A 25,316-nucleotide genomic window follows, 5' to 3' on the forward strand; every position below is an offset into this window, starting at 1 on the left:
CCAGACTGGCACTTCGGGCCTGCATGCGCCCACCCAGCCAGTCCACAGCCAGGAGGAAGCGCGACATGACAGAGTGTAATCACATCAATGCCGGCAGGCGCGGCTTGCTGATCGCCGGCGCGCTGTCGGCCACGGCGGTGGCCGTTCCTGGCGTGGCGGGCGCGGCGGAAGCGGTGACAGGGGCCAGCCAGGCCAGTCTTTCTGCGCCGCCTGTGCTGATGAACGTCAGCCTGGAAGTCAACGGCCGGCGCCACAGCATGGAACTCGACACGCGCACCACCTTGCTCGACGCCTTGCGCGAACACCTGCACCTGACGGGCACAAAAAAAGGCTGCGACCACGGCCAGTGCGGCGCCTGCACCGTCATGCTGGACGGTCAGCGCATCAATGCCTGCCTGACCCTGGCCGTGATGCATGAGGGCGCCCGCATCACCACCATCGAGGGGCTGGGCACGCCCGACAAACTGCACCCCATGCAGGCCGCCTTCATCGCGCATGACGGCTATCAATGCGGCTATTGCACGCCGGGGCAAATCTGTTCCGCCGTCGCCGCCCTGGGCGAAATCCGTCAGGGCATCCCCAGCCACGTCAGCGCGGATTTGAACGCGCGCCCGCAGGCGACACCGGAAGAATTGCGCGAACGCATGAGCGGCAACATCTGCCGCTGCGGCGCGTACTCCAACATCATCGAGGCGATTTCCGAGGTGGCGGGGAGGCCGGCATGAGAGTGTTCAGCTACCAGAAGGCGGTCACACCGGCCGAAGCGGCGGCCGCAGCCTTGCGCACGCCAGGCGCCAGGTTCATCGCGGGCGGCACGAATCTGCTCGATTTGATGAAACTGGAGATCGAAACCCCCGCGCATTTGATCGACGTCAATGGCCTCGCCCTGGATCGCATTGAAACGACGCCGGACGGCGGCTTGCGCATCGGCGCCCTGGTGCGCAACACGGCGCTGGCGGCGCATGCCACGGTGCGCCGCGATTACGCGGTGCTGTCGCGCGCCTTGCTGGCCGGCGCTTCGGCGCAATTGCGCAACAAGGCAACGACGGCGGGCAACCTGCTGCAGCGCACGCGCTGCGCGTATTTTTATGACACGAACCAGGCGTGCAACAAGCGCGTGCCGGGCAGCGGCTGCTCGGCCATCGCGGGTTTCAGCCGGCCGCTGGCCATCCTGGGAGGCAGCGCCGCCTGCATCGCCACGCATCCCAGCGACATGGCCGTGGCCATGCGCGTGCTCGACGCCGCCATCGACACGGTGCGGCCCGACGGCGCCGCGCGCACCATCCCCATCGCCGATTTTTACCGTTTGCCGGGCAACACGCCGCAGCTGGAAACCGTACTGCAGCCGGGCGAACTGATCACCAGCGTGACCTTGCCCCCGCCTGTTGGCGGCACGCACGTCTACCGCAAGGTGCGCGACCGCGCCTCATATGCGTTCGCGCTGGTGTCCGTGGCGGCCATCATCTTGCCCAATGGCACGGGCAGGCTGGCCCTGGGCGGCTTGGCGCCGCAGCCGTGGAGAATTGCCGCCGCCGAACAGGCGATACCTGGCGGCGGCGCCGCCGTGGCCCGGCAGTTGCTGGCGGGCGCCAAGCCGACTGACGACAACGCCTTCAAGGTGATCCTGGCGCAGCGCACGATTGCTTCGGTGCTGGCTGAAGCGCAAGCGAAGAAAGGCTAAGGACATGAAATTCACGACACCCGCCACCACCAACCCCATCGACCAGCTGAAAGTCGTGGGCCTTCCCACGGACCGCATCGACGGTCCCCTGAAAACCACGGGCACGGCGCCGTATGCGTATGAGCAGAACGCCGCTGCGCCGCACGCCGCCTACGGCTACGTGGTGGGCGCGGCGATTGCCAAGGGCCGCATCGCCTCGCTCGATACCAGTGCCGCGCGGCGCGCACCGGGCGTGCTGGCCGTGGTGACGGCCGATTCGGCAGGCAAGCTGGGAAAAGGCAAGATGAACACGGCGAAGCTGCTGGGTGGCCCCGACATACAGCATTACCACCAGGCCATCGCGCTGGTGGTGGCGGAAACCTTCGAGCAAGCCCGCTCAGCCGCGCAGTTGCTCGACGTCAAGTATGTCGAGCAGCAGGGCGCGTTCGACCTGGCCAAGGCCAAGGGCAGCGCCACCAAGCCGAAGGACGACAAGCCTGACAGCAAGACGGGCAATTTCGCGCTCGCCTATGCGAATGCCCCCGTGCGCCTCGACGCCAGCTACACGACGCCTGATCAGTCGCACGCCATGATGGAGCCGCACGCGTCGATTGCCGCCTGGGAGGGCGACAAGTTGACGCTCTGGACGGCGAACCAGATGGTGGACTGGGGCCGGGGCGACCTGGCCCGCACTCTGGGGCTGCCGAAGGAGCAGGTGCGCATCGTTTCGCCCTACATCGGCGGCGGTTTCGGCGGCAAGCTGTTCGTGCGCGCCGAAGCGCTGCTGGCGGCGCTGGGCGCGCGCGCGGCGCAGCGCCCCGTCAAGGTGGCCCTGACGCGGCCCTTGATGTTCAACAACACCACGCACCGGCCCGCCACCATCCAGCGCCTGCGCATCGGCGCCACGCGCGACGGCAAGATCACGGCCATCGGCCACGAATCGTGGTCCGGTGATTTGCCAGGCGGCAAGCCGGAAACGGCCGTGATGCAGACGCGACTGCTGTACGCGGGGCCGCACCGCATGACGGCCATGCGTCTGGCCGTGCTCGATTTGCCGGAAGGCAATGCCATGCGCGCCCCGGGCGAGGCGCCGGGGCTGATGGCGCTGGAAATCGCCATGGACGAAATGGCGGACAAGCTGAACATGGACCCCATCGTCTTGCGCATCCTGAACGATACGAAAGTGGACCCGGAAAAACCCGGCCGGCCATTTTCCCAGCGTCGCCTGATCGATTGCCTGCGCACGGGCGCCGTCGAATTTGGCTGGAAGGAACGGCAAGCGCGGCCCGGCGCGCGGCGCGACGGCCGCTGGCTGGTGGGCATGGGCGTGGCGGCCGCCTTCCGCAACAACCTCGTCATGCAGTCCGCTGCCCGCGTGCGCCTCGATGGCAAGGGCATCGTGACCGTGGAAACGGACATGACGGACATCGGCACGGGCAGCTACACGATCATCGCCCAGACGGCGGCGGAAATGCTGGGCGTGACCTTGAACCGTGTCGTCGTGCGCCTGGGCGACTCGGATTTTCCTGTCTCGGCCGGTTCGGGCGGGCAGTGGGGCGGCAACAGTTCCACGGCCGGCGTGTATGCGGCCTGCGTACGCCTGCGCCAGGTCATCGCCGGCAAGCTGGGCTTTGATGAAAATCAAGCACGCTTTTCGGATGGACAGGTGAGCCAGGGCGAGCGCAGCGTGCCGCTCGCGGCGGCCGCCTTGGATGGCGATGTGGTGGCGGAAGACCGCATGGAATACGGCGATCTCGACAAGAAATTCCAGCAATCGACGTTTGGCGCGCATTTCGTCGAGGTCGGCGTGGATGGCGACACGGGCGAAGTGCGCGTGCGCCGCATGCTGGCCGTGTGCGCGGCGGGCCGCATCCTGAACCCGAAAGCGGCGCGCAGCCAGGTGATCGGCGCCATGACCATGGGTGTGGGTGCGGCGCTGATGGAAGAACTGGTGGTCGACCGGCGCCGCGGCTTTTTCGTCAACCACGACCTGGCCGGCTACGAAGTGCCCGTGCACGCCGACATCCCGCACCAGGACGTCATCTTCCTCGATGAAACGGACCCCATGTCCTCGCCCATGAAAGCCAAGGGCGTGGGCGAGCTGGGCATCTGCGGCGTGGCGGCGGCCATCGCCAATGCCGTGTATAACGCGACCGGTGTGAGGGTGCGCGAGTATCCGGTGACCCTGGATAAGCTCATCGGCAAGCTCGATGGCAAGGTGGCGGCGCAAGGCTGACAGGCGGTGCCATGTAGCCTCACTGCCCACGAATCACTTTTCAACGACTAGCCAGGACCAGTCGCCACGCTTCTTTCTTCTGCTGCCAGATGCATCCAAGCAGCAGATGGCTGACGACTCGGTATGTATCAGAAAATACCATGCTTTCATAACGGGCAATGAGCAGTTCCGCATCTTCTGCATAAGCCTCGGTGCCCGGGACATGGCATGCCTTCATGCGCTGCGAGTGTCCGATGGCGCGGCGGGCATGGATATCTTGGTCTTTCCGCTATACTGGCGCCCCGTCATTGCCGCCATTCGCTGAAAATCATCATGGACCTGAGTACCCACGCCGCCATCGTCAATTGCGAAGCGTATCGCGATGGCAAGAAGATAGCCCATTTCGACATCGACAAGGTGGGCGACTTCCTCGGCGACCCCGATTGTTTCGTGTGGATCGGCATGGCCAGCCCCGACGTCACGGCCATGCAGGCGCTGCAATCGGCCTTCGGCCTGCATGAACTGGCCGTCGAAGATGCGCAGGGCGCGCACGAGCGCCCCAAGCTGGAAGAGTACGGCGACACCCTGTTCATGGTGATGCACACGGCCACCCTGGACGGCGACGCCATCGTCTACGGCGAAACCCACGTGTTTCTCGGCAACCGCTTCATCATCACGGTGCGCCATGGCGCCTCGGCCGGCTATGCGAAGTTGCGTGAGCGCAAGGAAAGCGTGCCCCAGAAACTGGCCAGCGGCCCCGGCTACGTGCTGTATTCCATCATCGACTTCATCGTCGACCAGTACCAGCCCTGCATCGACCATCTGCAGGCCAGGTTCCAGCACTATGAACTGCAGTTGTTCCAGCCCAGTCTCTCCGAAGACAAGCTGCAGGATTTCTACCAGCTCAAGACGGAGCTGCTGAAACTCGATGCGGCCGTCAATCCCCTGCATGATATTTGCACCCAGCTGATCCGTTTCCATGGCGACATCGTGCCCAAGGAGAACCGCATCTATTACCGCGACATTCTCGATCACGTCAAACGGGTCACGCACACGGCGGGGCAGATGCGCGAACTGGTCAATTCGGCCATGCAGGTGGCGCTGGGGCAAATTTCGATCCGCCAGAACGAGGTGGTCAAGCGCCTGGCCGCCTGGGCCGCCATCCTGGCCGTGCCCACCATGGTCTTCAGCCTGTATGGCATGAACTTCGAATTCATGCCGGAACTGAAGTGGCGCGGCAGCTATCCGGCCGTGATCGTTGTCATTATCGCCGGCTGCTATTGGCTGCACCGGCGTCTGAAGCGCGAAGGCTGGCTGTAGCCAGCCGCCTTACGCGCCCGCCACCGCGCCCGCCGCCTCCAGTATCAGCGCCGCCACTTCCACGGGCCGCGAGGCCAGCGAGGCGTGGCTGGCGTTCAGCGTGATGACTTTCCTCGCTTGCAGGCGCGCTGCCATGCGTTCCTGGTTGACGGGGGAAATCATGCGGTCGGCGCTGGAAATCTGGTACCAGCTGGGTTTATGCTTCCAGGCAGGGTCGCTGACGGTATCGCCGAAGGTGCTGGCCAGCGGCGCTTTCTGGATCACGCCCAGCACGGCGCCTTCTTCCGCATCGAGGTCCTGGCAAAAACTGTCATGATATTGCTCGGGCTTGACCCACAGATAGCCATCGCTGTCGCCTTCCAGGCTGGCCGCGCCCAGGGGCGGGTGTTCCTGTGTGATGCTGCCCGGGCTTTCGCCTGTGTCGGGCGCGAAGGCGGCGATGTACACGAGGCCCGCCACATTCTGCGCATTGCCGGCAACGCTGATGACGGCGCCGCCGTAGGAGTGTCCTACCAGCAAGACCGGGCCATGGACTTGCGCCACCATCTTGCGCGTGCGCTCGGCGTCGTCGGCCAGCGAGGTCAAGGGCAGTTCGACGGCGCGGATGGCCGTGTGGCCCTGGCGCCGCAATTCGACAATGACGCGGCTCCAGTGGGCGGCGCCGCCCCAGAAACCGTGGACGAGGATGATCGTTGTTTGATTGCTCATGCGGATACTCCTTGTGGCGAAAGGACGGGGTGGGGAATGCTCATCCATTGTAGACCTTCTCCGCGCGCTGGCATGGCCAGCGGTGCTTCATCTGTCCCAACGCATGGCCTCGATAGCGCCGACCACGGCTGATTCGTATTCGATGAAGAAATCGCTGTGGAAACCGTCGCGTATCACCAGGTGGCTGCTGCCGGGCAGGGCGGCGGCCAGGCGCTCGCCATCGGCAAGGCGCAGCGGGCGGAAAAAGTCCAGCAGCGCCTGGGCGGCCGCGAGGACGGCCGGATCGGCCTGCGGCGACAGCCAGGGCAGCAAATTGCGCACGCTGCCGGGATCGACGGTGACCACCAGCGCCGGCGCGCGCACGCGGCGGTAGTCGGGCGAGAAATTGTGCGCAGCCTTGTCCATGGCCCTGGCGATGGCGGCCGGGGTATTCGGCCGCACCGATCCGTCGGGCCGCACTTCCAGCGCATCGCGCCAGTTCGCCTCCAGCGCGGGCCACCACTGCTTGTTGACCCGCTTGGCATAGGCGATCGAGGCGGCCATGGATGCCAGGTCGACGGGGCCGGGTTGCGGTTCGTCGAGCGGCGAGCTTTCCGCTTCTTCTTCATCGTAGCCGCCGCTGGCCAGGTAATCGAAGGTGGTGTCCAGATACACGAGTCCCCGCACGCGCTGCGGGTGGCTGCCGGCGAACAGGGTCAGTTCGTTGCCGGCGATCGAGTGGCCGGCCAGGATGACGCGCCCGATGTGCAAGGCGTCGAGCACGGCCAGCAGGTCGGCCACCAGGGTGGCGGGCGCGTAGGTGGCGTCGCCGGCGGGCGGTGGCTTACCCGAAGCGCCGTAGCCGCGCCGCGTGATGGCCAGCACGCGGTGGCGCTGCGCCAGCGCGGGCGCCAGGCTGTCGAAGGCATGCGCATTGGCGCCCAGGCCTGCCAGCAACACAATGACGTCGTCGCCTGCGCCGCCCGGCATTGCCGGCCAGTCGCGCACCTGCAGGCTGACGCCGGGCGCGACGGCGATCTGCCGCTCCGTCACCGGGGCGGTGGGTGCGACGGATGAACCGCCGCAGGCGGCGAGGGCAGCCAGCGCGCCGGCGCTGAACAGCAGGCGCCGGCGGGTACGGAAATGCATGTTGGCGTCGCCGCTTCTGCTCATGTGCTACTCCTTGTGTGGGGTGGGAACATGAGCAGTATCGGCGCCGTGCATGAAGCGCGGCTGAGCGCTGCGTGAAGAAGGGCTGAAGGGCTGAAGGGCAGTGCGCGCTACAGCATGCGCTGGAAGACGCCGTCCTTGTCCAGCAGCAGATGCTTGAGTCCCGCCAGCACATGCAGCATGATCAGGCCGGCGAGGGTCCAGGCACCCAATTCATGCAGTCCGAACCATTGTTCGGCCAGCGCATGGTCGGGCGCAAACCAGCGCGGCAGCGCCAGGCCGAAGAAGGCCACGCCGCTCTTGCTCAGCAGCGCTCCCGCCAGGCCGGCCGCCGGCGCCAGCAGCATGCCCGCGTACAGCAGGCCGTGGCCCAGGCGCGACAGGCGCGCTTGCCACGGCGCCACGGACGCGGGCAGGCTTGCCGGCCTGTGGCCCAGGCGCCATGCGGCGCGCGCGGCGAGCAGCAGCAGTAACAGCAGGCCCAGCGATTTATGCAGATTGAAGTACACCTCGCTGCCGGGATCGTCCTCGACCTCCATCATGGTCCAGCCCAGGGCCAGCATGGCGGGGATCAGCACGGCCATCAGCCAGTGCAGCAGGCGTGCCGGGGCCGCATAGCGCCAGCCTTGCGTCGTCAATTTTTCGGTGTTCATGGTAGATCCTTCTCTGTGAGTCGCGTGGATGAATCGTGTCGGCGCCGCCTCAGTCGATGGACCAGATGGCGTGCGCGTCGAGCGCCTGCCGCCAGTGGGCCGAACAGGGCCAGTATTGTCCAGCAAGGCTGGCAGCGGTTAAGATGGGGGGAAGCGGGCATGGGAGGCGGCCGAAAGTGGACGATGGACGGATGGTCGCCAGCAGATGTTAAGAAGTTCTTAATGTCCGGCGCCTACGCTGCCTGCATGAAGTTCAGACAGGACAGGCCACGATGCGCATATTGCTGACAGAAGACGACCCCCAGCTGGGGCGCGCCACGCAGATGGGGCTGGAGCAGGCCGGCTATGCGGTCGACTGGGTGCAGTCGGCCGAAAGCGCGCATATGGCCGTGCGCCTGCACTGCTATGGCTGTTTGTTGCTCGACCTGGCCCTGCCGGGCGAGGATGGCATGCAGGCCCTGGCGACCTTGCGCCGCGGCGGCTACGACGGAGCGATCCTGATCGTCACGGCGCGCGACCAGATCGTCGACCGGGTGGCGGGCCTGGACGGGGGCGCGGACGACTTCATCGTCAAGCCCTTCGACCTTGATGAGCTGGCGGCGCGCATGCGCAGCGCCTGCCGCCGCGCGGCCGGGCGCACGCACGAAGAACTCGTGCATGGCGATATCTCCATCGATGTCGCGGCGCGCCAAGTGCTGCAAGCCGGCGTGGCAGTGCCCTTGACGGGCAAGGAGTTCAGCATCCTGCTGATGCTCGTCGAGCAGCGCGGGCGCATTCTGAGCCGCGTGCAGCTGGAAGAGGGCGTCTACAGCTGGGGTGAGGAAGTCGACAGCAACGCGCTGCAGGTGCATATCCATCACCTGCGGCGCAAGCTGGGCAAGGCGCTGATCCGCACCGTGCATGCCATCGGCTACAGCATCGACAAGCCCGCTACGTCCGATAGGCAGGCGTGCCCGTGACGGCGTCCATCCCGCGCGCCGCCGGCGCATGGTCGCTGCGGCGCACGCTGCTGGCCGTGCTGCTGGGACTGACGTTCACGCTATGGGGCTTCAGCGCCGCCATCGTGTACCTGGAAGCGGGGCGCGAAAGCCAGGAACTGTTCGACCAGTCGCTGGCCGAGACGGGGCATTTGCTGCTCTCCCTGGCGGAACACGAAGTGCAGGAGCATGGTGCGAGCACGTCGCTGGTGATGCCGGCGGCGCAGAACCGCAACCACCGCCAGTACCTGCTGTTCCAGGTATGGGATGCGCAGCACCGCTTGCTGTACAAGAACGCCGGCGCGCCGGACCAGGCGTTCGCCGCGCCGGCCGATGTCGGCTACAGCTGGCGCGACAACGATGGCCTCCTGTGGCGCATCTATACGAGCTGGAATCACGACGCGCAGTTGCAGATCCAGGTGGCGGAACCGGCCAGCCATCGCCAGGAAATCAGCAGCCGCTTCGCCCTGAAGCTGCTGGCCATCGGCTTGCCGATGGCGGCCCTGGCGGCGCTGGCCATCTGGTGGAGCATTAACCGCGTGTTTCGCGCCTTGCGCCGCTCCGCCGATGAAGTGGCGCAGCGCACGCCCGACGATCTCGCCAATGTCAGCGTGACGGGCGCCCCCGTGGAAGTGCAGCCGCTGCTGCAGGCCATCAACCGCCTGTTCGTGCGCGTGCGCCAGACGCGCGAGCAGGAGCAGCGCTTCACGGCCGATGCCGCGCATGAATTGCGCACGCCGCTGGCGGCCATCAAGACCAACCTGCAGGTGTTGCAGCGCGCGCGCAGCGATGCGGAACGCAGCGAGTCCGTGACGGGCCTGGGCCTGAGCGTGGACCGCGCCACGCGCCTGGTGGGGCAGTTGCTGACCTTGTCCCGGCTCGACCCGCAGTCGCAGCCGCCGCCCGGCCTGCCCGTGCTGGACCTGGCCGCCGTGCTGGTCGAACAGCTGCCTGCCTGGATGGCGCAGGCGCAGCGCCAGGATTTGCTGCTGCGGGCCGACCTGGCCACGGCGCCGTGCCGTTTGCAGCTGGACCATGTCCTGATCCTGGCGCGCAACCTGATGGACAATGCCATGCGCTACACCCCGGCCGGCGGCACGCTGGCGCTGGCCTGCCGTACCGAGGCCGATGGCGTGCTGCTGCGCGTGAGCGATACGGGGCCCGGCATTGCCGAGCAGCTGCGCGAGCGCGTGTTCGAACGCTTTTTCCGCGCTGCCGGCACGCACCAGCCAGGCAGCGGCCTGGGTTTGTCGATCGTGCGGCGCATCGCCGAAACGCATGGCGCCAGCGTGCAGCTGGCCGCCGGGCCGGACGGCACGGGCCTGGTGGTGACGGTGCGCTTTCCCCCACCCGCCGGCCCGTCCATTCATGCATAAAGGAGTTTGACCATGCCATTGCGACACCGCGAATTTCACCGGATGGACAACGTGGGCTGGCTGCGCGCCGCCGTGCTGGGCGCCAATGACGGCATCGTCTCGACGGCCAGCCTGGTGCTGGGCGTGGTGGCGGCCCATGCCACGCACGACAGCATCCTGGTGGCGGGCGTGGCCGGCCTGGTGGCGGGCGCCATGTCGATGGCCACGGGCGAATATGTCTCGGTGCAGTCGCAGGCCGATACGGAACAGGCGGCGCTGGAGCGCGAGGGCGGCGAACTGCTCGGCGATCCCACGGGAGAGCTGCACGAGCTGACGCACATCTACGTGGCGCGCGGCCTGGAGCCGGTGCTGGCCGCGCAGGTGGCCAGGGCGTTGACGGCGCACGATGCGATCGGCGCGCATGCGCGCGATGAACTGGGCATCACCGAGAGCATGCGCGCGCGCCCGCTGCAGGCGGCGCTGGCCTCGGCGCTCAGTTTTGCCGTCGGTGCGGCGTTGCCGCTGCTGGTGGTGCTGCTGGCGCCCATGTCCATGCTGGCGCCAGCCATCGTCGCTTCCGCGTTGCTATTCCTGGCGCTGCTTGGCGGTCTGGCGGCCAGGGCAGGCGGCGCGCGCGTGGGCCGGGGCGTGCTGCGCGTGGTGTTCTGGAGCGCGCTGTCGATGGCGGCGGCATCGGGCATCGGTGCGCTGTTCGGCGCCACGGCAGCTTGACGCTGTCAGTGCGATACCAGCACCGGCAAGGTCATTTCCTGCAATACCGTGCGCGTGACGCCGCCCAGCAGCGCTTCGCGCAGGCGCATGTGGCCGTAGCAGCCCATCACCACCAGGTCGCAGTGCCGCTGCGTCGCCATCGCCAGCAGTGCCGTGCCCACGTCCTGGCCCGGCGGCGTGTCGTGCTGCAGCACTTCGACGTTGACGCCGTGGCGCGCCAGGTACAGGGCCAGGTCGGCACCCGGCTGCTCGCCGTGCGCGGCCGGCTGGGCGTGCGAATTGACGACGGCCAGGGTCACCTGCTGCGCGCGTTGCAGCAGCGGCAGCGCATCGGTGATGGCGCGCAGCGCTTCGGCGCTGCCGTTCCAGGCCAGCAGCGGATGCTGCGCGGTATCCGATAGCGCGGCGGCTGGCGCGTGCGGCACCATCAGCACGGGCCGGCCGCAATGGAGCATCAGGTATTCGGGCGTGCCGGCGATGACGCGCGACGGCGTATCTTGCGCGTCCGTCTGGCCAAGGATCAGCAGGTCGCAATAGCGCGCCTGCAGCAGCAGCGCGCCTTGCGCATCGTCGTCGACGAAGCGCGTTTCGTAGGTACCCAGGCCTTCTTCGCGGGCGATGCGCTCGAATTCATGCAAGGCCTCGCTGGCCTGGCTGCGCAGCGCCTGCATCTGCGCCGGCGCGAATTGCAGCGCGTTGACGCCGCCGCCATACGCGTAGCGCGAGATGCCGCTCATGGCCGAACCGATCAGGTGGGCGCCTTCGGCAATGGCCAGGCGCGCGGCCAGGCGGATGCGCTGGGCGCAGTGGCGGGAATTGTCTACGTGGACCAGCAGGGTGGTGTAGGGCATGGTGTTTTCCTCGGTTGTCGGAAGTCGGTTGTCAAGTCTGCAGCACGTAGTCGCCCGGCGCGTCGGCCAAGCCGGCGTCCATGGCCGGCAGCGCCACCTGTGCGCCCGAGCGCTCTGCCAGCCAGGCTTGCCAGGCTGGCCACCACGAACCGTCGTGGCGCGGCACGTCGCGCTGCCAGCTGTCCGCGTCGATGTAGGGCGCGTCGTGACGGTGCGTGGCCAGCTGGTAGCTGCGGCGCGCCTGGCCCGGCGGCGAGACCACGCCCGCGTTGTGGCCGCCCGAGGTGAGCAGGAAGGTGACGTTCGTGTCGGTCAGCAGTTGCAGCTTGTAGACGGAGCGCCATGGGGCCACGTGGTCCGTCAGCGTGCCCACGGCAAAGATGGGCGCGTCGATGTCGGGCAGGGCGATGTGCCGGCCTGCCGTGCGGTAGCGGCCTTCGGCCAGGTCGTTGTGCAGGAACAAACGGCGCAGGTATTCCGAGTGCATGCGGCAGGGCATGCGCGTGGCGTCCGCATTCCAGGCCATCAGGTCGCTGTCCTGCTCGTCTTCGCCCAGCAGGTAATGACGCAGCCGGCGCGACCAGATCAGGTCGTTCGAACGCAGCAGCTGGAAGGCGCCTGCCATCTGCCGCGTATCGAGGTAGCCCTGCTTCCACATGGCCGCTTCCAGGAAGCTCACCTGGCTCTCGTCGATGAACAGCGACAGTTCGCCCGGTTCCTTGAAGTCCACCTGTGAAGCGAGCATGGTGAGACTGGCCAGGCGCGCATCGCCATCGCGCGCCATGCTTGCGGCGGCAATTGCCAGCAGGGTGCCGCCCAGGCAGTAGCCGGCCGCGTGCACCTGCGGCGCGCCCGTGATGCGGGCAACGGCGTCGAGCGCATCCATCACGCCCAGCTGGCGGTAGTCTTCCAGCGACAGCTCGCGGTCTTCTTCGAGCGGATTCTTCCATGAAATCATGAACACCGTGTGGCCCTGCTCCACCAGGTAGCGTACCAGCGAATTGTGCGGCGACAGGTCGAGTATGTAGTACTTCATGATCCACGCCGGCACGAACAGCAGGGGCTTGGCATGCACTGTCGCTGTCGCCGGCGCGTATTGCAGCAGCTCGATCAGGTCATTGCGGTAGACCACCTTGCCGGGCGTGACGGCCACGTTGTCGCCTGCCTTGTAGGTGCGCTGGTCGGGCGCATATGCCCCCATGGCGGCGTGGCGCCAGTCGTCGGCCAGGTGTTGTGCGCCGTTCGCCAGGTTGGTGCCGCCGCTTGTGAGGGTTGTTTGCTGCACCACAGGATTGGTCAGCATGAAGTTCGACGGCGCCAGCATGTCGAGCCACTGGCGCACGGTGAATGTGACGACATCCTCGTGGTGCGGCGAGACGCCGCGCACGCCCGTGGTGGCGCGGTGCCACCATTGCTGCTGCAGCAAGAAGCCCTGGTAGACCAGGTTGTACGGCCAGCGCTGCCACGCCGGGTCCTCGAAGCGCCGGTCCTGCGGCAGCGGCGTGATGCACGGTGGCTCGCTGGCGCTGCCGCCCTGGGCCGACTGCAGCGCAGATTGCAGTGCATACTGCTGCCAGCGGCAGATTTTCTTCCACGCTTCCTGCAGCAAGGTTTGCTGCTTCGATGGCGCCAGCGCCAGGTGGCTGAGCCAGTCGGCATAGGCGTTGCCCAGCGCGGCCGGCGAAATGCCGCCCGTAAACTTGCCCAGCCAGGCGTTCAGCAGCAGGTCCAGAGTGGCGCCTTCCGGCGCGCTCTCCGGATAGTCGGGCGCCGGCAGGCCTTGCCAGGCGCTGCCCAGGCGCTCATGTTCAACTTTTTGCTCCGCACTGCTAGCCTGCGTCTTGCTCATCCAGGACTCCTGTCATTTTTTTACAGGATAGCAAGAGCTTGTTCAAAAAATTATGATCTACATCAAGTTTGCCCGGATGCGTGCAGCGTGCGGCTTGCCGCCTGGATGGACGCGCCCGTTTCCTGCATGAACAGCGGCTGCTGATTTGCGACACATGCTGCGCGATCAGGCTTTGGGAATTCTCGGGCGCCCGCTTGTGCCAGCTGGCTCGCTGCGGCCTGTATCCTGGTGGTTTCCATATGCTTGTTCCTGTCAGGTCATGCTGGATGAAAGAAATGGCGGCTAAGGAGGCGGTGCTCAAGCTTCCTCGACGCGGTTGCGGCCATTTTTCTTGGCCTGGTACAGCGCGGCGTCGGCCAGCTCGAAGCCGGCTTTCCAGTCGCCGTCTGCCGGCAGCGGCGCCAGGCCGATGCTGATCGTCGCCGTGATGGGTGTCTGCTCGAAGTCGACGCACCTTGCGGCCACGGCCAGGCGGATGCGTTCGGCCACCTGGTGCGCCATGGCCATGGCCGTATGCGGGAACAGCAGGCCGAATTCCTCGCCGCCCACGCGGGCGACGACATCGGAGGCCCGCGCCTGGGACTTGAGCACGGCCGCGATGGCTTGCAGCACGGCGTCGCCGGCGGTGTGGCCATGCTGGTCATTGACCTTCTTGAAGAAATCGATGTCGGCGATGCCGATGGTCATCGGACTGCCCGCGCGCATGGCCCGCGCTGCCGAACGCACGGCGTCGATCTCGAAGGCGCGGCGGTTGGGCAGGCGGGTCAGGGAGTCGCTCAGGGCGCTGCGCTGCAGCTGCTGCCAGCGGGCCGCATTCTGCTGTTCGATGGCGCGTTCGTGGCGCTGGTCGATGAAAAAGGCACCCATGTAGTTTTCATCGCCCAGCTTGCCCAGATCCATGGCCTTGAGCACGATGGGCAGCATCGTGCCATCGCGGTGGCGTATGGCGAAATGGCGCTTGTGCCCGAGTACCGTGGACATCTTTTCGCCGGCCAGATAGGCGCCGATCTGCGCGCCATGCTGTTCGCGCACGGCGTCCGGCAGCAGCGCGTCGAGCTGCTGGTCCGTCAGGCTGTCCGGGGCATAGCCGCTCAGCGCATACATGGCGTCGTTCGCATAGCGGATGCGCGAGCCGGCATCGATGATGATGGCGGCGTCATCTGCTGCGTCGAGCAGGCGCAAGGCCAGGATTTTGTTCATGTGCTTGTCCCCTACAAAGAAGGCAGAGATGTCGGGCGACCGAAACAAAGAAAGCTGCTGCATCGCCTTGATATTTTCTTAAAAAACATCATACATCAAATAAAAATGATTCCAACAAATATTATGATTTTCATGATTTATTTGATTTTTACACACAAAGAAATTCAGGTCTTGACGGGAATTTCTACGTGTTATAGGTTTTTTCACTCTCTGTCAGGGCGATTTTTTCCATCATGCTGCTTGTTCATCGATAGGGGAAACTATTTTTTTGTGGTTTTATTTATTGTATTTGGTAAATTTATGCGGCAAAATGGAATGCATGCAGATCGGCACGCGTGTGGCGCGCCCGGCCTGACATGCCAGGCTGGTTACTGTGGATGGAGGAGACGGACATGCTGACGAAAATACCGGCAAGGGACAGCGAAGCGGTGTACAAGGACCAGCCGCCGTCCGGCAGCGCGCGCCATCCGCAAGGGCCGGGCGCGGGCGTGTTCCGCTCACCCGTGCAGCGCCTGAAGGCGATCGCCTACCTGACGCTGTTATTGGCGGTGATACCGGCCCTGACCTGCATCGCCACGGGGCGCGCTGGCATGCCGAACTTGTTCAGCACCGTGTGCGGCGTGGTCTCGTGCGCGGCCGGAGATGGAGCGCTTTAGCCGCCTGCGCCGGCGGCCTGCGCTTCCTCGCAGATCCATGCCATGAATGCCTGTACTGCAGGGCGCGTGGCCGCGTCGGGCCGCGCCACCATGTAGTAGGCAAAGCGCGCGGGCCAGGGCAAGTCCAGCACTTGCACCAGGCGTCCGGCGGCGATTTCCTCCTGCGCGTACAGCTGCGGCACCAGGGCCAGGCCCTGGCCCGCCTCGGCTGCGCGGATCAACAGAAAATCATCTTCGAAGGCGGAGCCGCGCAGCGCCCGCGCCGCATCGGCACTGTCGTCCGGCGCGCCATGCGCTGCCAGCCACAAGGGCCAGTCGGCGCGGTCCATATCGTGCAGCAGCGGGTAGCGCAGGCAATCGGCCGGCGTGGCGATGGGCGGCTGGCCCGGCATCAGGGCGGGGCTGGCGACGGGCACCAGCACGGGCGCCATCAATCGCGTTACCTGCAGCCCCGGATAGTCGCCCAGGCCGTGGCGCAGCGCCACGTCGACGCGGTCGCGGCGCAAGTCGACCAGCGCGGATGTCGCTTCCACGCGCACCTCGATATGTGGATGGCGCTGGTTGAAGCGCCCCAGTCGCGGCACCAGCCAGGCGGCGGCAAAAGTGGCCACCGTGCTGACGGTGAGCGTTTGGCGCCCACCCATGTCTTCCAATGCTTGGCTGGCGCTGGCGATCTGCGCGAAGGCGCCCAGCAGGGCGGGGTGGACCATGGCGCCCGCCTCGGTCAGGCGCAAGCCCTGGCGTTCGCGGGTAAACAGCGGCATGCCGACCCGTTCTTCCAGCAGGCGGATTTGCTGGCTGACGGCGCCCGACGTCACGTGCAGCGCCTCGGCGGCCGCCTTGATGCTGCCGCGCTGGCCCACTTCGACAAAGGCGCGCAGCGCCTGGAGTGGTAAAGGATGCTTCATCGATATAGTTTTTCTATAGTTGCGAGCGAAAAATCATCGCTTCAGTTTCGCTCTTGAAAAACGAATTATAGGGGCATGCGGCGTTGTTTTGACGTCGAGTAAAACTATATCGATAGGATCTCATGTTACTTTCACACCGGCAACTTTGCCTGGTTTTGCTATGCACCACGCAATTTGTTGCCTTGCTCGATTTTTCCATCACCATGATCCCCTTGCCGCAAATCCAGCACAGCCTGGGCTTCACGCCCGGCGGCCTGCAATGGGTGATCAATGCGTATGGCGTGGCCATCGCCGGCTTTTTGCTGCTGGGCGGGCGCGCGGCCGACCAGTTTGGCCGCCGCCGCGTCTTCCTCATGGGCGTGGTCCTGTTCACGGCGGCGTCCCTGCTGGGTGGCTTTTCACACAGTCCGACCATGCTGGTGGCCACGCGCGCCCTGCAGGATTTCGGCGCCGCCATGTTTTCTCCGGCCGCGTTCTCCCTGCTGCTGGCCGTGTTTCCCGAGCCGGCCCAGCGCAACCGGGCGCTGGGCGCCTGGACGGCCGTGGCGGCCAGCGGCTTTGTCGCGGGCCTGATCCTGGGCGGCTTCATCACCGACCTGCTGGGCTGGCGCTGGGTGCTGTGGATCAATGTGCCCGTCGGCATGCTGGTGCTGGCCCTGTCGCCGGCCTTGCCCCTGGGCCGGCCCGATGCCGATACCGCTGTGGCTACTGGCACGCTTGACGTGTGGGGCGCGCTGCTGGTGGCGTCGGGCGCGGCGACGCTGGTGTTTGCCTTTGCCAATAGCGAACATGTGGGACTGGCGCATCCGCTCACCTTTGCCCCGGTCGCGCTGGCGCTGGCCTTGCTGGCGCTGTTCGTGTGGGTGGAGGGACGCGTTGCCGCGCCCCTGATGCCGCTGGCCGTCTTCCGGCGCCGCTCGACGGGCGGCGCGAATATCGTCTCCCTGCTGGCCAACACGGCCCTGGGCCCCACCTTTGTCGTGGTGGCGCTGGCCATGCAGGAAGTGCTGGCGTTTTCCGCCACGCGCACGGGACTGGGCTTGCTGCCGATGGCCGTCGCCTTTACCCTGGCCAGCGCGTGGGCCGGGCCGGCGCTGATCGCCCGCTGCGGCACCAAGCCCGTCATCGTCGGCGGCATGCTGCTCTTCATCGGCGGCCTGGCCATGCTGGGCGCGTCGCTGGCCACGCTCGCTTCGTGGGGCGCCTCCATCCTGCCCGGCAGCGTACTGGCCGGCATCGGCTATGGTCTGGCGTTTCCCGCCTGGACCGTGGCCGGCATCGATGGCGTCGCGGAAGCGGACCATGGCCTGGCGGGTGGCATGCTGACCACCACGCAGGAAGTCGGGTCGGCCGTCGGCCTGGCCGTGGGCGTGGCTGTCAGCATCGCCGTGCTGGCCGGCGGCGGCACGGCAGCGCAGGGCTACAGCAGCGCCATCCTCGTTTCCGCCTGCCTGGTGGTAGCGGGCCTGGCGTGCGCCATCGCCATCCTGCCCGGCAAGGCCGCGCGCCAGGAGGCGGCATCATGATGGAACTCTACACCGACAGTTCGCCCAACGGTTTCAAAGCCACGATGGCGCTCGCCGAACTGGGCTTGCCATACAGGCTGCGCCATGTGCGCCTCGAACAGGGCGAACACCGGGAGCGCGCTTTCCTGGCCCTCAATCCGCACGGGCGCATTCCCGTGCTGGTCGACCACGACGCGGGCATCACGGTGTTCGAATCGGCCGCCATCCTGCTGTATCTGGCCGAGAAAACGGGGCGGCTGCTGCCCAAGGAGCCCGCGCCGCGCTGGGCCGCCATCACCTGGTTGCAATTTCACGCGGCCAGCATGGGACCGATGCTGGGCCAGCGCGTGCATTTCGAGATTGCGGAAGGGGGCGCAAATGCGGGCGCCACGGCGCACTTTCGCCAATTGAGCGATGCCGCGCTGGCTACCATGGATGGCCGCCTGGCGAACAACGCCTATCTGGCCGGCGACTAATATTCCATCGCCGACATCGCCAGCTTTGGCTGGCTGCACATCGCGCACTTGGTCGGCTTTGATTTTTCCGCCTGGCCCCACGTGGGCGCCTGGTACGCCCGCGTGGCGGCCCGCCCGGCCGTGCAGCTGGGCATCACGCTTCCCGCTCCTGCCACGGGCGCCTGATCTACTTCAAGGAATAACATGACTATGGATACCAGCGGCGCTTCCTCGCACGCGTTTGCCAACCATGCCGGCTACCGCCGCATGTTCGCGTCCGGCGCGCTCACCCTCGGCATCTACCTGCCGCTGCGTTTTTACCAGGGCGACATGCAGGTGCTGGCCGGCCAGGCCGACCTGGTCGCCGCCATGGACAAGCAAGGCTTTGCCGCTGCCTGGGTGCGCGACATTCCCCTGTTCGACCCGCGTTTCGGCGATGCGGGCCAGCTGTTCGACCCGTGGACCTATCTGGCGTATCTGGCGGCGCGCACGCAGTCGCTGGCCCTGGCCACGGGCAGCGCCATTTTTACCCTGCGCCATCCCATCGACCTGGCCAAGGCGGCCGCCAGCATCGACCAATTGTCGGGCGGGCGCCTGGTGCTGGGTACGGCTTCGGGCGACCGGGCCAGCGAATTTCCCGCGTATGGCGTGCCATACGCCACACGGGGCGAGCGCTATGCACAGGCCGTGCACATGTTCCGCCAGTTGCTGCAGGCAGGTGCCGCCAGCGTCAAAGGCCCGCTGGGCAGGGTCGATGGCCTCGAACTGCTGCCCAAACCCGTGGCGGGCGCCATTCCCCTGGTCGTCACCAGTTCCTCGGGCCAGCCTTTGGCATGGATAGGGCGCCATGCCGATGGCTGGCTGACGTATCCGGAAGCGACGGATACGCCGGACGGGCCGCGCAGGCTGGCGGAAAAGATCCGCGCCTGGCGCGCCTGCATACCGGATGGCGGCTTTCGCCCGCACATGTGCAATGAGTGGCTGGACCTGGTGGACGACCCCGATTATCCGCGCACGCCCGTGCGCAGCGGCTATGTGCTGCGCACGGGGCGCAAGGGGCTGATCGACTTGCTTGGTGAATGGCGCGCGGCGGGCGTCAACCATGCGGCGCTGGGTATCCAGCATGGACAGCGCCCGGCCGCAGAGGTGCTGCAGGAACTGGCGCAGGAAGTGCTGCCGCATTTTCCATCGCATGCGGCGCTGCCCGGTGCCGTGCCGCGCTGGTAAGGGAGGCTTAAAGCGCGTGGCTGACGGCGTAGATCAGCAAACCGGCCAGGCCGCCCACGATGGTGCCGTTGATGCGGATGAATTGCAGGTCGCGCCCGATGGCCAGTTCGATGCGCTCGCTCATTTCTTCCTTGCTCCACAGGTCCAGCCGGCTGGCGATGAAGGCGCCCACTTCGCCCCGGTAGCGGCGCACCAGCGAGCCGCTGCCGGCGACGATGGCGTCGTTCAGCCATTCCCGCGCGGCCGTATCCGTGCCGAGCACCTGGCCCGTGTTGCGCGCCAGGCTGGCGAGCGCTTGCGCCAGCACGGGCTGGTCGGCGTGCAGGTCGGCCAGCAGGCGCGTGCGGATGTTGTTCCAGACGTCGCCCAGCATGGCTTGCACCGTGTCGCTGGCTACCAGCTGCAGCTGGTAGCGGCGCACGGTTTCCTGCCAGTGCGGGTCGGCCTTCAGGTGCAAGGCGCTGTCGGCGATCCAGCCGGCGATGCGCTGGCGCAGGGGATGGGCCGGATCGACGCGCACGGCGAGGGCAAACTTTTGCAGCGAGGCGATCATGCGCGGCTCGTACGCTTTCACGGCTTTTTTCACCAGCGCGTTCTCGATCTGGAAGGCCCCCAGCACGAAGTCGCCGATGGCGGCGTGGTGTGCCTCGTCGTCCAGGTAGGCGGCGCTGCGGTCAAGCATAAAGTCCAGCAACTCCTGCGGCTTGCCGTCGGCGATCAGCGCGTCGATGCAGTCGGCTGCCACGTTCGACAAATTCAGTTGGCCCAGGTAGCTGCTGGCCTGTACACGCAGCAGCCGGCCCAGTTTGTCGTGATCGGCCATCGCCAGCAGCTGTTTCACCACGCCGGCGCTGGCCATGCCCAGCTGCTGCGCGTGGACCTCGTCACTGAGCCAGGCGCCCAGGCGCGCGGCAGGATCGGCTTGCACGATGCGCTCGGCGATGCCTTGCTCGGTAATGAAATGGTTTTCCACGAAGGCGCCCAGGCTGCGGCCGATGCCTGCCTTGCTGTTCGGGATGATGGCCGTATGCCACAGTGGGATGCCCAGCGGGTGGCGGAACAGGGCCACCACGGCGAACCAGTCGGCAATCGCCCCTACCATAGCCGCTTCGGCGAATGCCTCGATATAGCCCCAGGCGGGATGGCCGCCCCGCTGCGAGCGGGCCACGGCGAAGACCAGCGCGGCCAGCAGCAGCAAGCCGACGGCCAGCCACTGCATGCTGCGCAGGCGCGCGCGCTTGAGCTGGTCCGTGCTCTGGTCCAGTTGTGCGATGAGGTCGGGGGAACGTTGCATGGATGGCGGCCTGCATTGGTTGCGAGACCGCCATCTTAACTGCGGCAGCGACAGAATATGTCGCCGCAGGGGACTTTTTACTGCGGGGGGTGCAGCAGCGAACGCCGGCGCGCGTAGCCGAAGTAGATGACCAGGCCGATCACCAGCCAGATGGTAAAGGCCATCCAGGTGACCCAGCTGAGGAACGTCATCAGGCCCACGCACAGGATCACGGCCAGCGCCGGCACGTAGGGCACGCCGGGGCAGCGGAAGGCGCGTGGCAGGTCGGGACGGCGCTTGCGCAGCACCACCACGGCAATCGACACCATGGTGAAGGCGGCCAGGGTGCCAATGTTGATCAGCTCTGCGAGGATGTTGAGCGGGATCACGGCGGCGATCAGGCCGAAGACGATGCCGACCAGCCAGGTGGCGAAGAATGGCGTGTGGAAGCGCGGATGCACGGTCGACAGACGCTTGGGCAGCAAGCCGTCGCGCGACATGGCGAAGATGATGCGCGTCTGGCCGAAGGCCATCACCAGGATGACGGTCGTCATGCCCAGGATGGCGCCCAGGTCGACGAAGCCGGCGATCCAGTTTTCGCCCGCATATTGCAGGGCCAGCGAGACGGGATGGTCGACGCCGAGGAATTTTTGATACGGCACGATGCCCGTCATGATGGCCGAGACGATCACATACAGCACGGCGCACACGGCCAGCGAGCCGATGATGCCGATCGGCAAGTCGCGCGACGGCTTCTTGACTTCCTCGGCGGCCGAGGTGACGGCGTCAAAGCCGATGAAGGCGAAGAACACGAGCGCGGCGGCGCTCAGCATGCCGTGGTAGCCGAACGGCATGTAGGGCTGCCAGTTGGCCGGCTGCACGTGGCGTGCGCCGAAGATGATGAACAGCAGCACCACGCCCACCTTGATGGCCACCATGATGTTGTTCAGGCGCGCCGATTCGCGCACGCCCCATCCCAGCATGGCCGTCAGCAGCAGCATGATGACCAGGGCCGGCAGGTTGATGAAGGTCGTGACGCCCGGCAGGGCGCCCGGTGCGGCCGTCAGGGCCGCAGGCAGGGTGATGCCAGCGCCTGCCAGCAGGGACTGGAAGTAGCCGGACCAGCCGACGGAGACGGCGGCCGCGGCCAGGCCGTACTCGAGCAGCAAGTCCCAGCCTATCATCCAGGCGGCCAGCTCGCCCAAAGTCGCATAGCTGTAGGTATAGATGGAGCCGGCCACGGGTACGGTGGAGGCGAATTCCGCGTAGCACAGGGCGGCGAAGCAGCAGGCGACAGCGGCCACGACAAACGACAGCGATAGGGCGGGGCCGGCCGTCAGCGCACCCGTGCCGGTGAGCACGAAAATGCCGGTGCCAACGATGGCGCCTATGCCCATGAGGACAAGGTCGAAGGGCCCCAGCACCTTGGCCAGTCCTCCCGGCTTCTTGCTGTGGGCAATCATGTCATCCAAATTCTTGGTTCTAAATAAGCTCACTGTGTCTCCTGGTAGTTTTTGTCATGGCGCCATTGCCGCCTCGTGAGTAGCACGACGCAGCCAGATTCTAGCCCAGGCTGCGCTCTTTCCAGAAGGAAAACTGTACCGTGCCGTGCGCGCCCGCCTGCAAGCTTGCCCCGCAGGCAAAAAAACGGCCCCGGGATGATGGACCGGGGCCGTAAAGGAGACTGCTTTAATTACCTACTTGGCAAAATGTGCTTCGATCTCTTCCAGCGTCTTGCCCTTCGTCTCTGGTAATAAAAACGCGGCCGCCAGGAAATACAGCACGGTGCAGCCGGCACCGAAGAAGAACAGCGTGGAATAGCCATGCAAGCCCACCGTCGGCAGGAAGATGGCGGCGATGACCGTCGAGACGAACTGGTTCACCAGCAGCGCGATGCTCATGCCGTTCGAACGGATGCGGGTCGGCATCAGTTCGGACAGGGCCAGCCACACGCACACGCCCGGTCCCACGGCAAAGCTGGAAACGAACACGCAGATGGCAATCGCCACCAGCCAGCCATGCGTGGACGACGGCACGGGGCCCAGGCTGGCCTTTTCGATGCGCAGCGGCGCTTCGCGCCCGGCGGCCGGGTCGGCGAACAGATTCAGGTGCAGCTTGCGGAAGAATACGCCGATCACGCTGTCGGCCTGCACGGCGTCTTCGCGGGCGATCGTCACCTGGCGCAGCACGGGATCGTCGCTGCGCAGGCTTTTCACATTCGTGAACGGGCCGTAGGCGTAGGCGATGGTCAGCTGCTGCGGCGTGCCGTCGGCCGCCGCGCCAAGGGCTTGCAGGGTGGCGGTGTCCAGGTGCAGGGTCAGGCCGTCCGCCTGTACCTGGGTGGCGATGGCGGGGCGCACGTCGGCCAGGTGCGCTTCGGCGCCGCGAAACAGCAAACCGGCCGCCAGCAGCGAGACGACGATGCCGCCCGTGCCCAGCATCAGCAGGAATTTGCGACCCTTGCGGTCCACCAGCAGCACGGCCACCACCGTCATCACGGCATTCAGTACTTTCAGCAGCACGTCCGCCATGTTGGCCGAGGCGCCGGACAAGCCCGCCTGGTTGAGGATGTTGACGACATAGGCGAGGATGGAATTGATGCCCGTCGCCTGCGTGCAGGCCAGGATCAGGCAAGCGAGCAGGAAGGGCAGCACGTAACGGCGACTCAGCAGCGGGTCCTTCGCCTTGGCACTCCCGTTGGCCTTGACCGCGTTCTCGGGCGTGTCGAGCATTTCGCGCAGCTCCAGCTCGGCAACGGCGGGCAGGCGGGTGCGCAGCAGCGACTGGCGCGCCTGTTCGATGCGTCCCCGTTGTGCCAGCCAGCGCGGCGACTCGGCCAGCAGCAGGGCGCCGATGGTAAACACCAGGCCCGGCGTCAGACAGACCCAGAAGATGCTGCGCCAGGCGTGGTCCTTGGCCGTGAAGATGGCGGCGATGCGGCCTGCTTCCGGCAAGGCTTGCGCCGCCTGCGTGGCCATTTCCACCGTCTGCGCCTGTTGCAGGCCGATCAGGGCGGCCGCCACCAGGCCGATGGTCAGCAGCAGCTGGAACAGGGCGGCACCGCGTCCCCGCTGCTGCGCGGGCAGGCATTCGGCCAGGTACAGGGGCACGACGACGCCGATGAAGCCGCCGCTGATGCCTTGCAGCAGGCGGCCCAGCAGCAGCGCCATGTAGCCGTCGGCCAGGGCGATCAGGGGGATGCTGGCGCTGAATAGGGCGCCGGCCAGGAACATCACCCAGCGCCGGCCCAGCAGGTCGGCCAGGGCGCCGGCGAACAGGGAAGAAAGGACTGAACCCAGGAGCACGGCGGCAACGATAAAGCTCAGCTGCTGGGCCGTCAGTTTCCAGGCCACGGAGGCCGTTGATTCCAGGTAGGGCAGGGCGCCGGCGATGATGCCGATATCTATGCCGTACAGCAATCCCCCCATGCCGGCAATAAATAGCAGGTAGCGCATGGCCCACACGGGGGCCTTGTGTGACGTGTCGTGCATGAAAACTCCGGGACGGGGTTGAGGTAGGGTGGGTGGTCTAGCGGGTGGAAAGATCGATGGCCGCGCCTTCGACGAAGACGGACACTGGCTGTAGTGTGGAATCGAGGACGACGATGTCGGCCCAGGCGCCCGGTGCCAATCGGCCCCGCTCGGATTCGCCCAGGTAGTCGGCGGGGTATAGCGACAGGCGGTTCGAGGCGTCGGCCAGGTCCAGGCCCAGGTCGACGAAATTGCGCAGCGCCTGGTCCATGGTCAGCACGCTGCCGGCCAGCGAGCCCGTGGCCAGGCGCACGCAGCCCAGGCATTTGTAGACGTGCTGCGTGCCCAGGCCATATTCGCCGTCGGGCATGCCGGTGGCCGAGGTAGCGTCCGTCACGCCATACAGGCGCGGGATGGCGCGCAGGGCCGCGCGCAAGGCGCCCTTGGCCACGTGCTGCAGGTCGGGGATGATTTCCGCGTATTCGGCATGCCCCAGCGCCGCGCCCACCATGCCCGGGTCGTAATGCGTCATGCCCGTCATGCCGTTGTACAGGTGGGTAAAACCGGAGGCCCCGGCTTTCAGCGCCGCCACGCCTTCGTCATACGTGCCGGCGCTGTGGCCGATCTGCACGCGGATGCCCATCGCCGCCAGTTGCGGGATCAGTTCCAGGTGGCCGGGGATTTCCGGCGCCATGGTCAGCACCTTGATGGGGGCGATGGCGTGAAAGCGCTGCACCAGTGCCAGGCTGGCCTGCACCACGTCGGGCGGCTGCGCGCCCAGGCGGTGCAGGTTTAAAAAAGGTCCTTCCAGGTGCACGCCCAGCATGCGCGCGCCGTTGACCGGGCGCTCGGCAATGACGCCGGCCAGGCCTTGCAGGGCGCGCAGGATCGAGGGTTCCTTGGCCGTCAGGGTGGTGCCCAGCAGGGCCGTGGTGCCGTGGCGCGCGTGCACCTGCGCCACGGTGGCGCCAGCGTCGCCGCCTTCCATGATGTCGACTCCGGCCGCGCCGTGCACGTGCAGGTCGATGAAGCCGGGCAAAATGGTCAGCGCGCTGTCGGCGGCAGGGTCTTCTTGTATCTGGACGATGCGCTGGTCAAAAGTGATGGTGCCCGTGATCCAGCCAGATGGGGTAAGGATTCTGCCGCTCAGCAT

General features: G+C 66.4%; 22 protein-coding genes and 1 pseudogene. 11 read left to right on the top strand and 12 right to left on the bottom strand.

Annotated elements, in window-relative coordinates:
• Positions 1-65: 65 nt before the first annotated feature.
• The 4 genes from paoA to corA all read left to right on the top strand — a co-directional run bounded on the left by paoA (position 66) and on the right by corA (position 5,195).
• Complete coding sequence (paoA, locus tag ACQ4W0_RS17645; protein WP_436577911.1) at positions 66-725, top strand: aldehyde dehydrogenase iron-sulfur subunit PaoA; 660 nt, start codon at positions 66-68, stop codon at positions 723-725.
• Positions 722-1,681 carry an FAD binding domain-containing protein gene (locus ACQ4W0_RS17650; RefSeq protein ID WP_436577912.1) on the top strand — a complete coding sequence of 320 codons (960 nt, stop codon included), beginning with the start codon at positions 722-724 and terminating at the stop codon, positions 1,679-1,681. Before paoA ends, ACQ4W0_RS17650 begins: the two co-directional genes overlap by 4 nt.
• Before the next feature lie 4 nt (positions 1,682-1,685).
• A complete protein-coding gene (gene paoC, locus ACQ4W0_RS17655) occupies positions 1,686-3,896 on the top strand; it encodes an aldehyde oxidoreductase molybdenum-binding subunit PaoC (RefSeq protein WP_436577913.1) in 2,211 nt (736 codons plus the stop codon).
• Between the two features lie 312 nt (positions 3,897-4,208).
• Positions 4,209-5,195: a magnesium/cobalt transporter CorA gene (gene corA, locus ACQ4W0_RS17660; RefSeq protein ID WP_436577914.1), complete on the top strand. Its 987-nt coding sequence runs from the start codon at positions 4,209-4,211 to the stop codon at positions 5,193-5,195.
• A gap of 9 nt (positions 5,196-5,204) precedes the next feature.
• Here the strand turns inward: corA and ACQ4W0_RS17665 are convergent, their stop codons facing one another.
• From ACQ4W0_RS17665 to ACQ4W0_RS17675, 3 genes are all read right to left on the bottom strand, one after another.
• Positions 5,205-5,903, bottom strand: coding sequence for an alpha/beta hydrolase (locus ACQ4W0_RS17665; RefSeq protein WP_436577915.1), 699 nt, complete (start codon positions 5,901-5,903; stop codon positions 5,205-5,207).
• Positions 5,904-5,990: 87 nt separating this feature from the next.
• Complete coding sequence (locus tag ACQ4W0_RS17670; RefSeq protein ID WP_436577916.1) at positions 5,991-7,055, bottom strand: alpha/beta fold hydrolase; 1,065 nt, start codon at positions 7,053-7,055, stop codon at positions 5,991-5,993.
• A gap of 107 nt (positions 7,056-7,162) precedes the next feature.
• Entirely contained in the window at positions 7,163-7,705 is a 543-nt protein-coding gene (locus ACQ4W0_RS17675) for a cytochrome b (protein WP_436577917.1), read from the bottom strand.
• Positions 7,706-7,977: 272 nt separating this feature from the next.
• Between ACQ4W0_RS17675 and ACQ4W0_RS17680 the strand changes: the two genes are divergently transcribed.
• From ACQ4W0_RS17680 to ACQ4W0_RS17690, 3 genes are read left to right on the top strand one after another with little or no spacing between them, the layout of a single operon-like run.
• A complete protein-coding gene (locus tag ACQ4W0_RS17680; RefSeq protein ID WP_436577918.1) occupies positions 7,978-8,664 on the top strand; it encodes a response regulator in 687 nt (228 codons plus the stop codon).
• Positions 8,661-10,058, top strand: coding sequence for an ATP-binding protein (locus ACQ4W0_RS17685; protein WP_436577919.1), 1,398 nt, complete (start codon positions 8,661-8,663; stop codon positions 10,056-10,058). Before ACQ4W0_RS17680 ends, ACQ4W0_RS17685 begins: the two co-directional genes overlap by 4 nt.
• A gap of 12 nt (positions 10,059-10,070) precedes the next feature.
• On the top strand, positions 10,071-10,769 hold the full coding sequence (locus tag ACQ4W0_RS17690) for a VIT1/CCC1 transporter family protein (RefSeq protein ID WP_436577920.1): 699 nt from the start codon (positions 10,071-10,073) through the stop codon (positions 10,767-10,769).
• A gap of 5 nt (positions 10,770-10,774) precedes the next feature.
• Here ACQ4W0_RS17690 and ACQ4W0_RS17695 read toward each other — a convergent pair whose 3' ends face one another.
• From ACQ4W0_RS17695 to ACQ4W0_RS17710, 4 genes are all read right to left on the bottom strand, one after another.
• Positions 10,775-11,620, bottom strand: coding sequence for a universal stress protein (locus tag ACQ4W0_RS17695; protein WP_436577921.1), 846 nt, complete (start codon positions 11,618-11,620; stop codon positions 10,775-10,777).
• 31 nt (positions 11,621-11,651) lie between these two features.
• A complete protein-coding gene (locus ACQ4W0_RS17700) occupies positions 11,652-13,469 on the bottom strand; it encodes a PHA/PHB synthase family protein (RefSeq protein WP_436577922.1) in 1,818 nt (605 codons plus the stop codon).
• A 62-nt stretch (positions 13,470-13,531) separates the two neighbouring features.
• The gene (locus ACQ4W0_RS17705) at positions 13,532-13,708 is read right to left on the bottom strand and encodes a hypothetical protein (protein ID WP_436577923.1); all 177 of its coding nucleotides are present in this window, start codon (positions 13,706-13,708) and stop codon (positions 13,532-13,534) included.
• A 58-nt stretch (positions 13,709-13,766) separates the two neighbouring features.
• Positions 13,767-14,669: a GGDEF domain-containing protein gene (locus ACQ4W0_RS17710; protein ID WP_436577924.1), complete on the bottom strand. Its 903-nt coding sequence runs from the start codon at positions 14,667-14,669 to the stop codon at positions 13,767-13,769.
• 392 nt (positions 14,670-15,061) lie between these two features.
• On the opposite strand from ACQ4W0_RS17710, the gene ACQ4W0_RS17715 reads away from it, so the two are divergent.
• On the top strand, positions 15,062-15,325 hold the full coding sequence (locus tag ACQ4W0_RS17715) for a hypothetical protein (protein ID WP_436577925.1): 264 nt from the start codon (positions 15,062-15,064) through the stop codon (positions 15,323-15,325).
• Here ACQ4W0_RS17715 and ACQ4W0_RS17720 read toward each other — a convergent pair.
• Complete coding sequence (locus tag ACQ4W0_RS17720) at positions 15,322-16,233, bottom strand: LysR substrate-binding domain-containing protein (RefSeq protein WP_436577926.1); 912 nt, start codon at positions 16,231-16,233, stop codon at positions 15,322-15,324. The two genes, ACQ4W0_RS17715 and ACQ4W0_RS17720, sit on opposite strands and share 4 nt — an antisense overlap.
• Positions 16,234-16,355: 122 nt before the next feature.
• On the opposite strand from ACQ4W0_RS17720, the gene ACQ4W0_RS17725 reads away from it, so the two are divergent.
• From ACQ4W0_RS17725 to ACQ4W0_RS17735, 3 genes and pseudogenes are all read left to right on the top strand, one after another.
• On the top strand, positions 16,356-17,759 hold the full coding sequence (locus ACQ4W0_RS17725; protein WP_436577927.1) for an MFS transporter: 1,404 nt from the start codon (positions 16,356-16,358) through the stop codon (positions 17,757-17,759).
• Positions 17,756-18,379, top strand: a pseudogene (locus ACQ4W0_RS17730) (glutathione S-transferase family protein). Before ACQ4W0_RS17725 ends, ACQ4W0_RS17730 begins: the two are co-directional and overlap by 4 nt.
• 18 nt (positions 18,380-18,397) lie before the next feature.
• Positions 18,398-19,420, top strand: coding sequence for an LLM class oxidoreductase (locus tag ACQ4W0_RS17735; protein ID WP_436577928.1), 1,023 nt, complete (start codon positions 18,398-18,400; stop codon positions 19,418-19,420).
• Between the two features lie 7 nt (positions 19,421-19,427).
• Here the strand turns inward: ACQ4W0_RS17735 and ACQ4W0_RS17740 are convergent, their stop codons facing one another.
• From ACQ4W0_RS17740 to ACQ4W0_RS17755, 4 genes are all read right to left on the bottom strand, one after another.
• Positions 19,428-20,714 carry a DUF445 domain-containing protein gene (locus tag ACQ4W0_RS17740; RefSeq protein WP_436577929.1) on the bottom strand — a complete coding sequence of 429 codons (1,287 nt, stop codon included), beginning with the start codon at positions 20,712-20,714 and terminating at the stop codon, positions 19,428-19,430.
• A 77-nt stretch (positions 20,715-20,791) separates the two neighbouring features.
• Positions 20,792-22,189, bottom strand: coding sequence for a branched-chain amino acid transporter BcaP (bcaP, locus tag ACQ4W0_RS17745; RefSeq protein ID WP_436577930.1), 1,398 nt, complete (start codon positions 22,187-22,189; stop codon positions 20,792-20,794).
• 201 nt (positions 22,190-22,390) lie between these two features.
• Positions 22,391-24,184: an MFS transporter gene (locus tag ACQ4W0_RS17750; protein WP_436577931.1), complete on the bottom strand. Its 1,794-nt coding sequence runs from the start codon at positions 24,182-24,184 to the stop codon at positions 22,391-22,393.
• Between the two features lie 37 nt (positions 24,185-24,221).
• Entirely contained in the window at positions 24,222-25,316 is a 1,095-nt protein-coding gene (locus tag ACQ4W0_RS17755; protein ID WP_436577932.1) for an N-acetylglucosamine-6-phosphate deacetylase, read from the bottom strand.

Source organism: Janthinobacterium breve (assembly GCF_051380895.1).
Classification (GTDB): Bacteria; Pseudomonadota; Gammaproteobacteria; order Burkholderiales; family Burkholderiaceae_D; genus Janthinobacterium.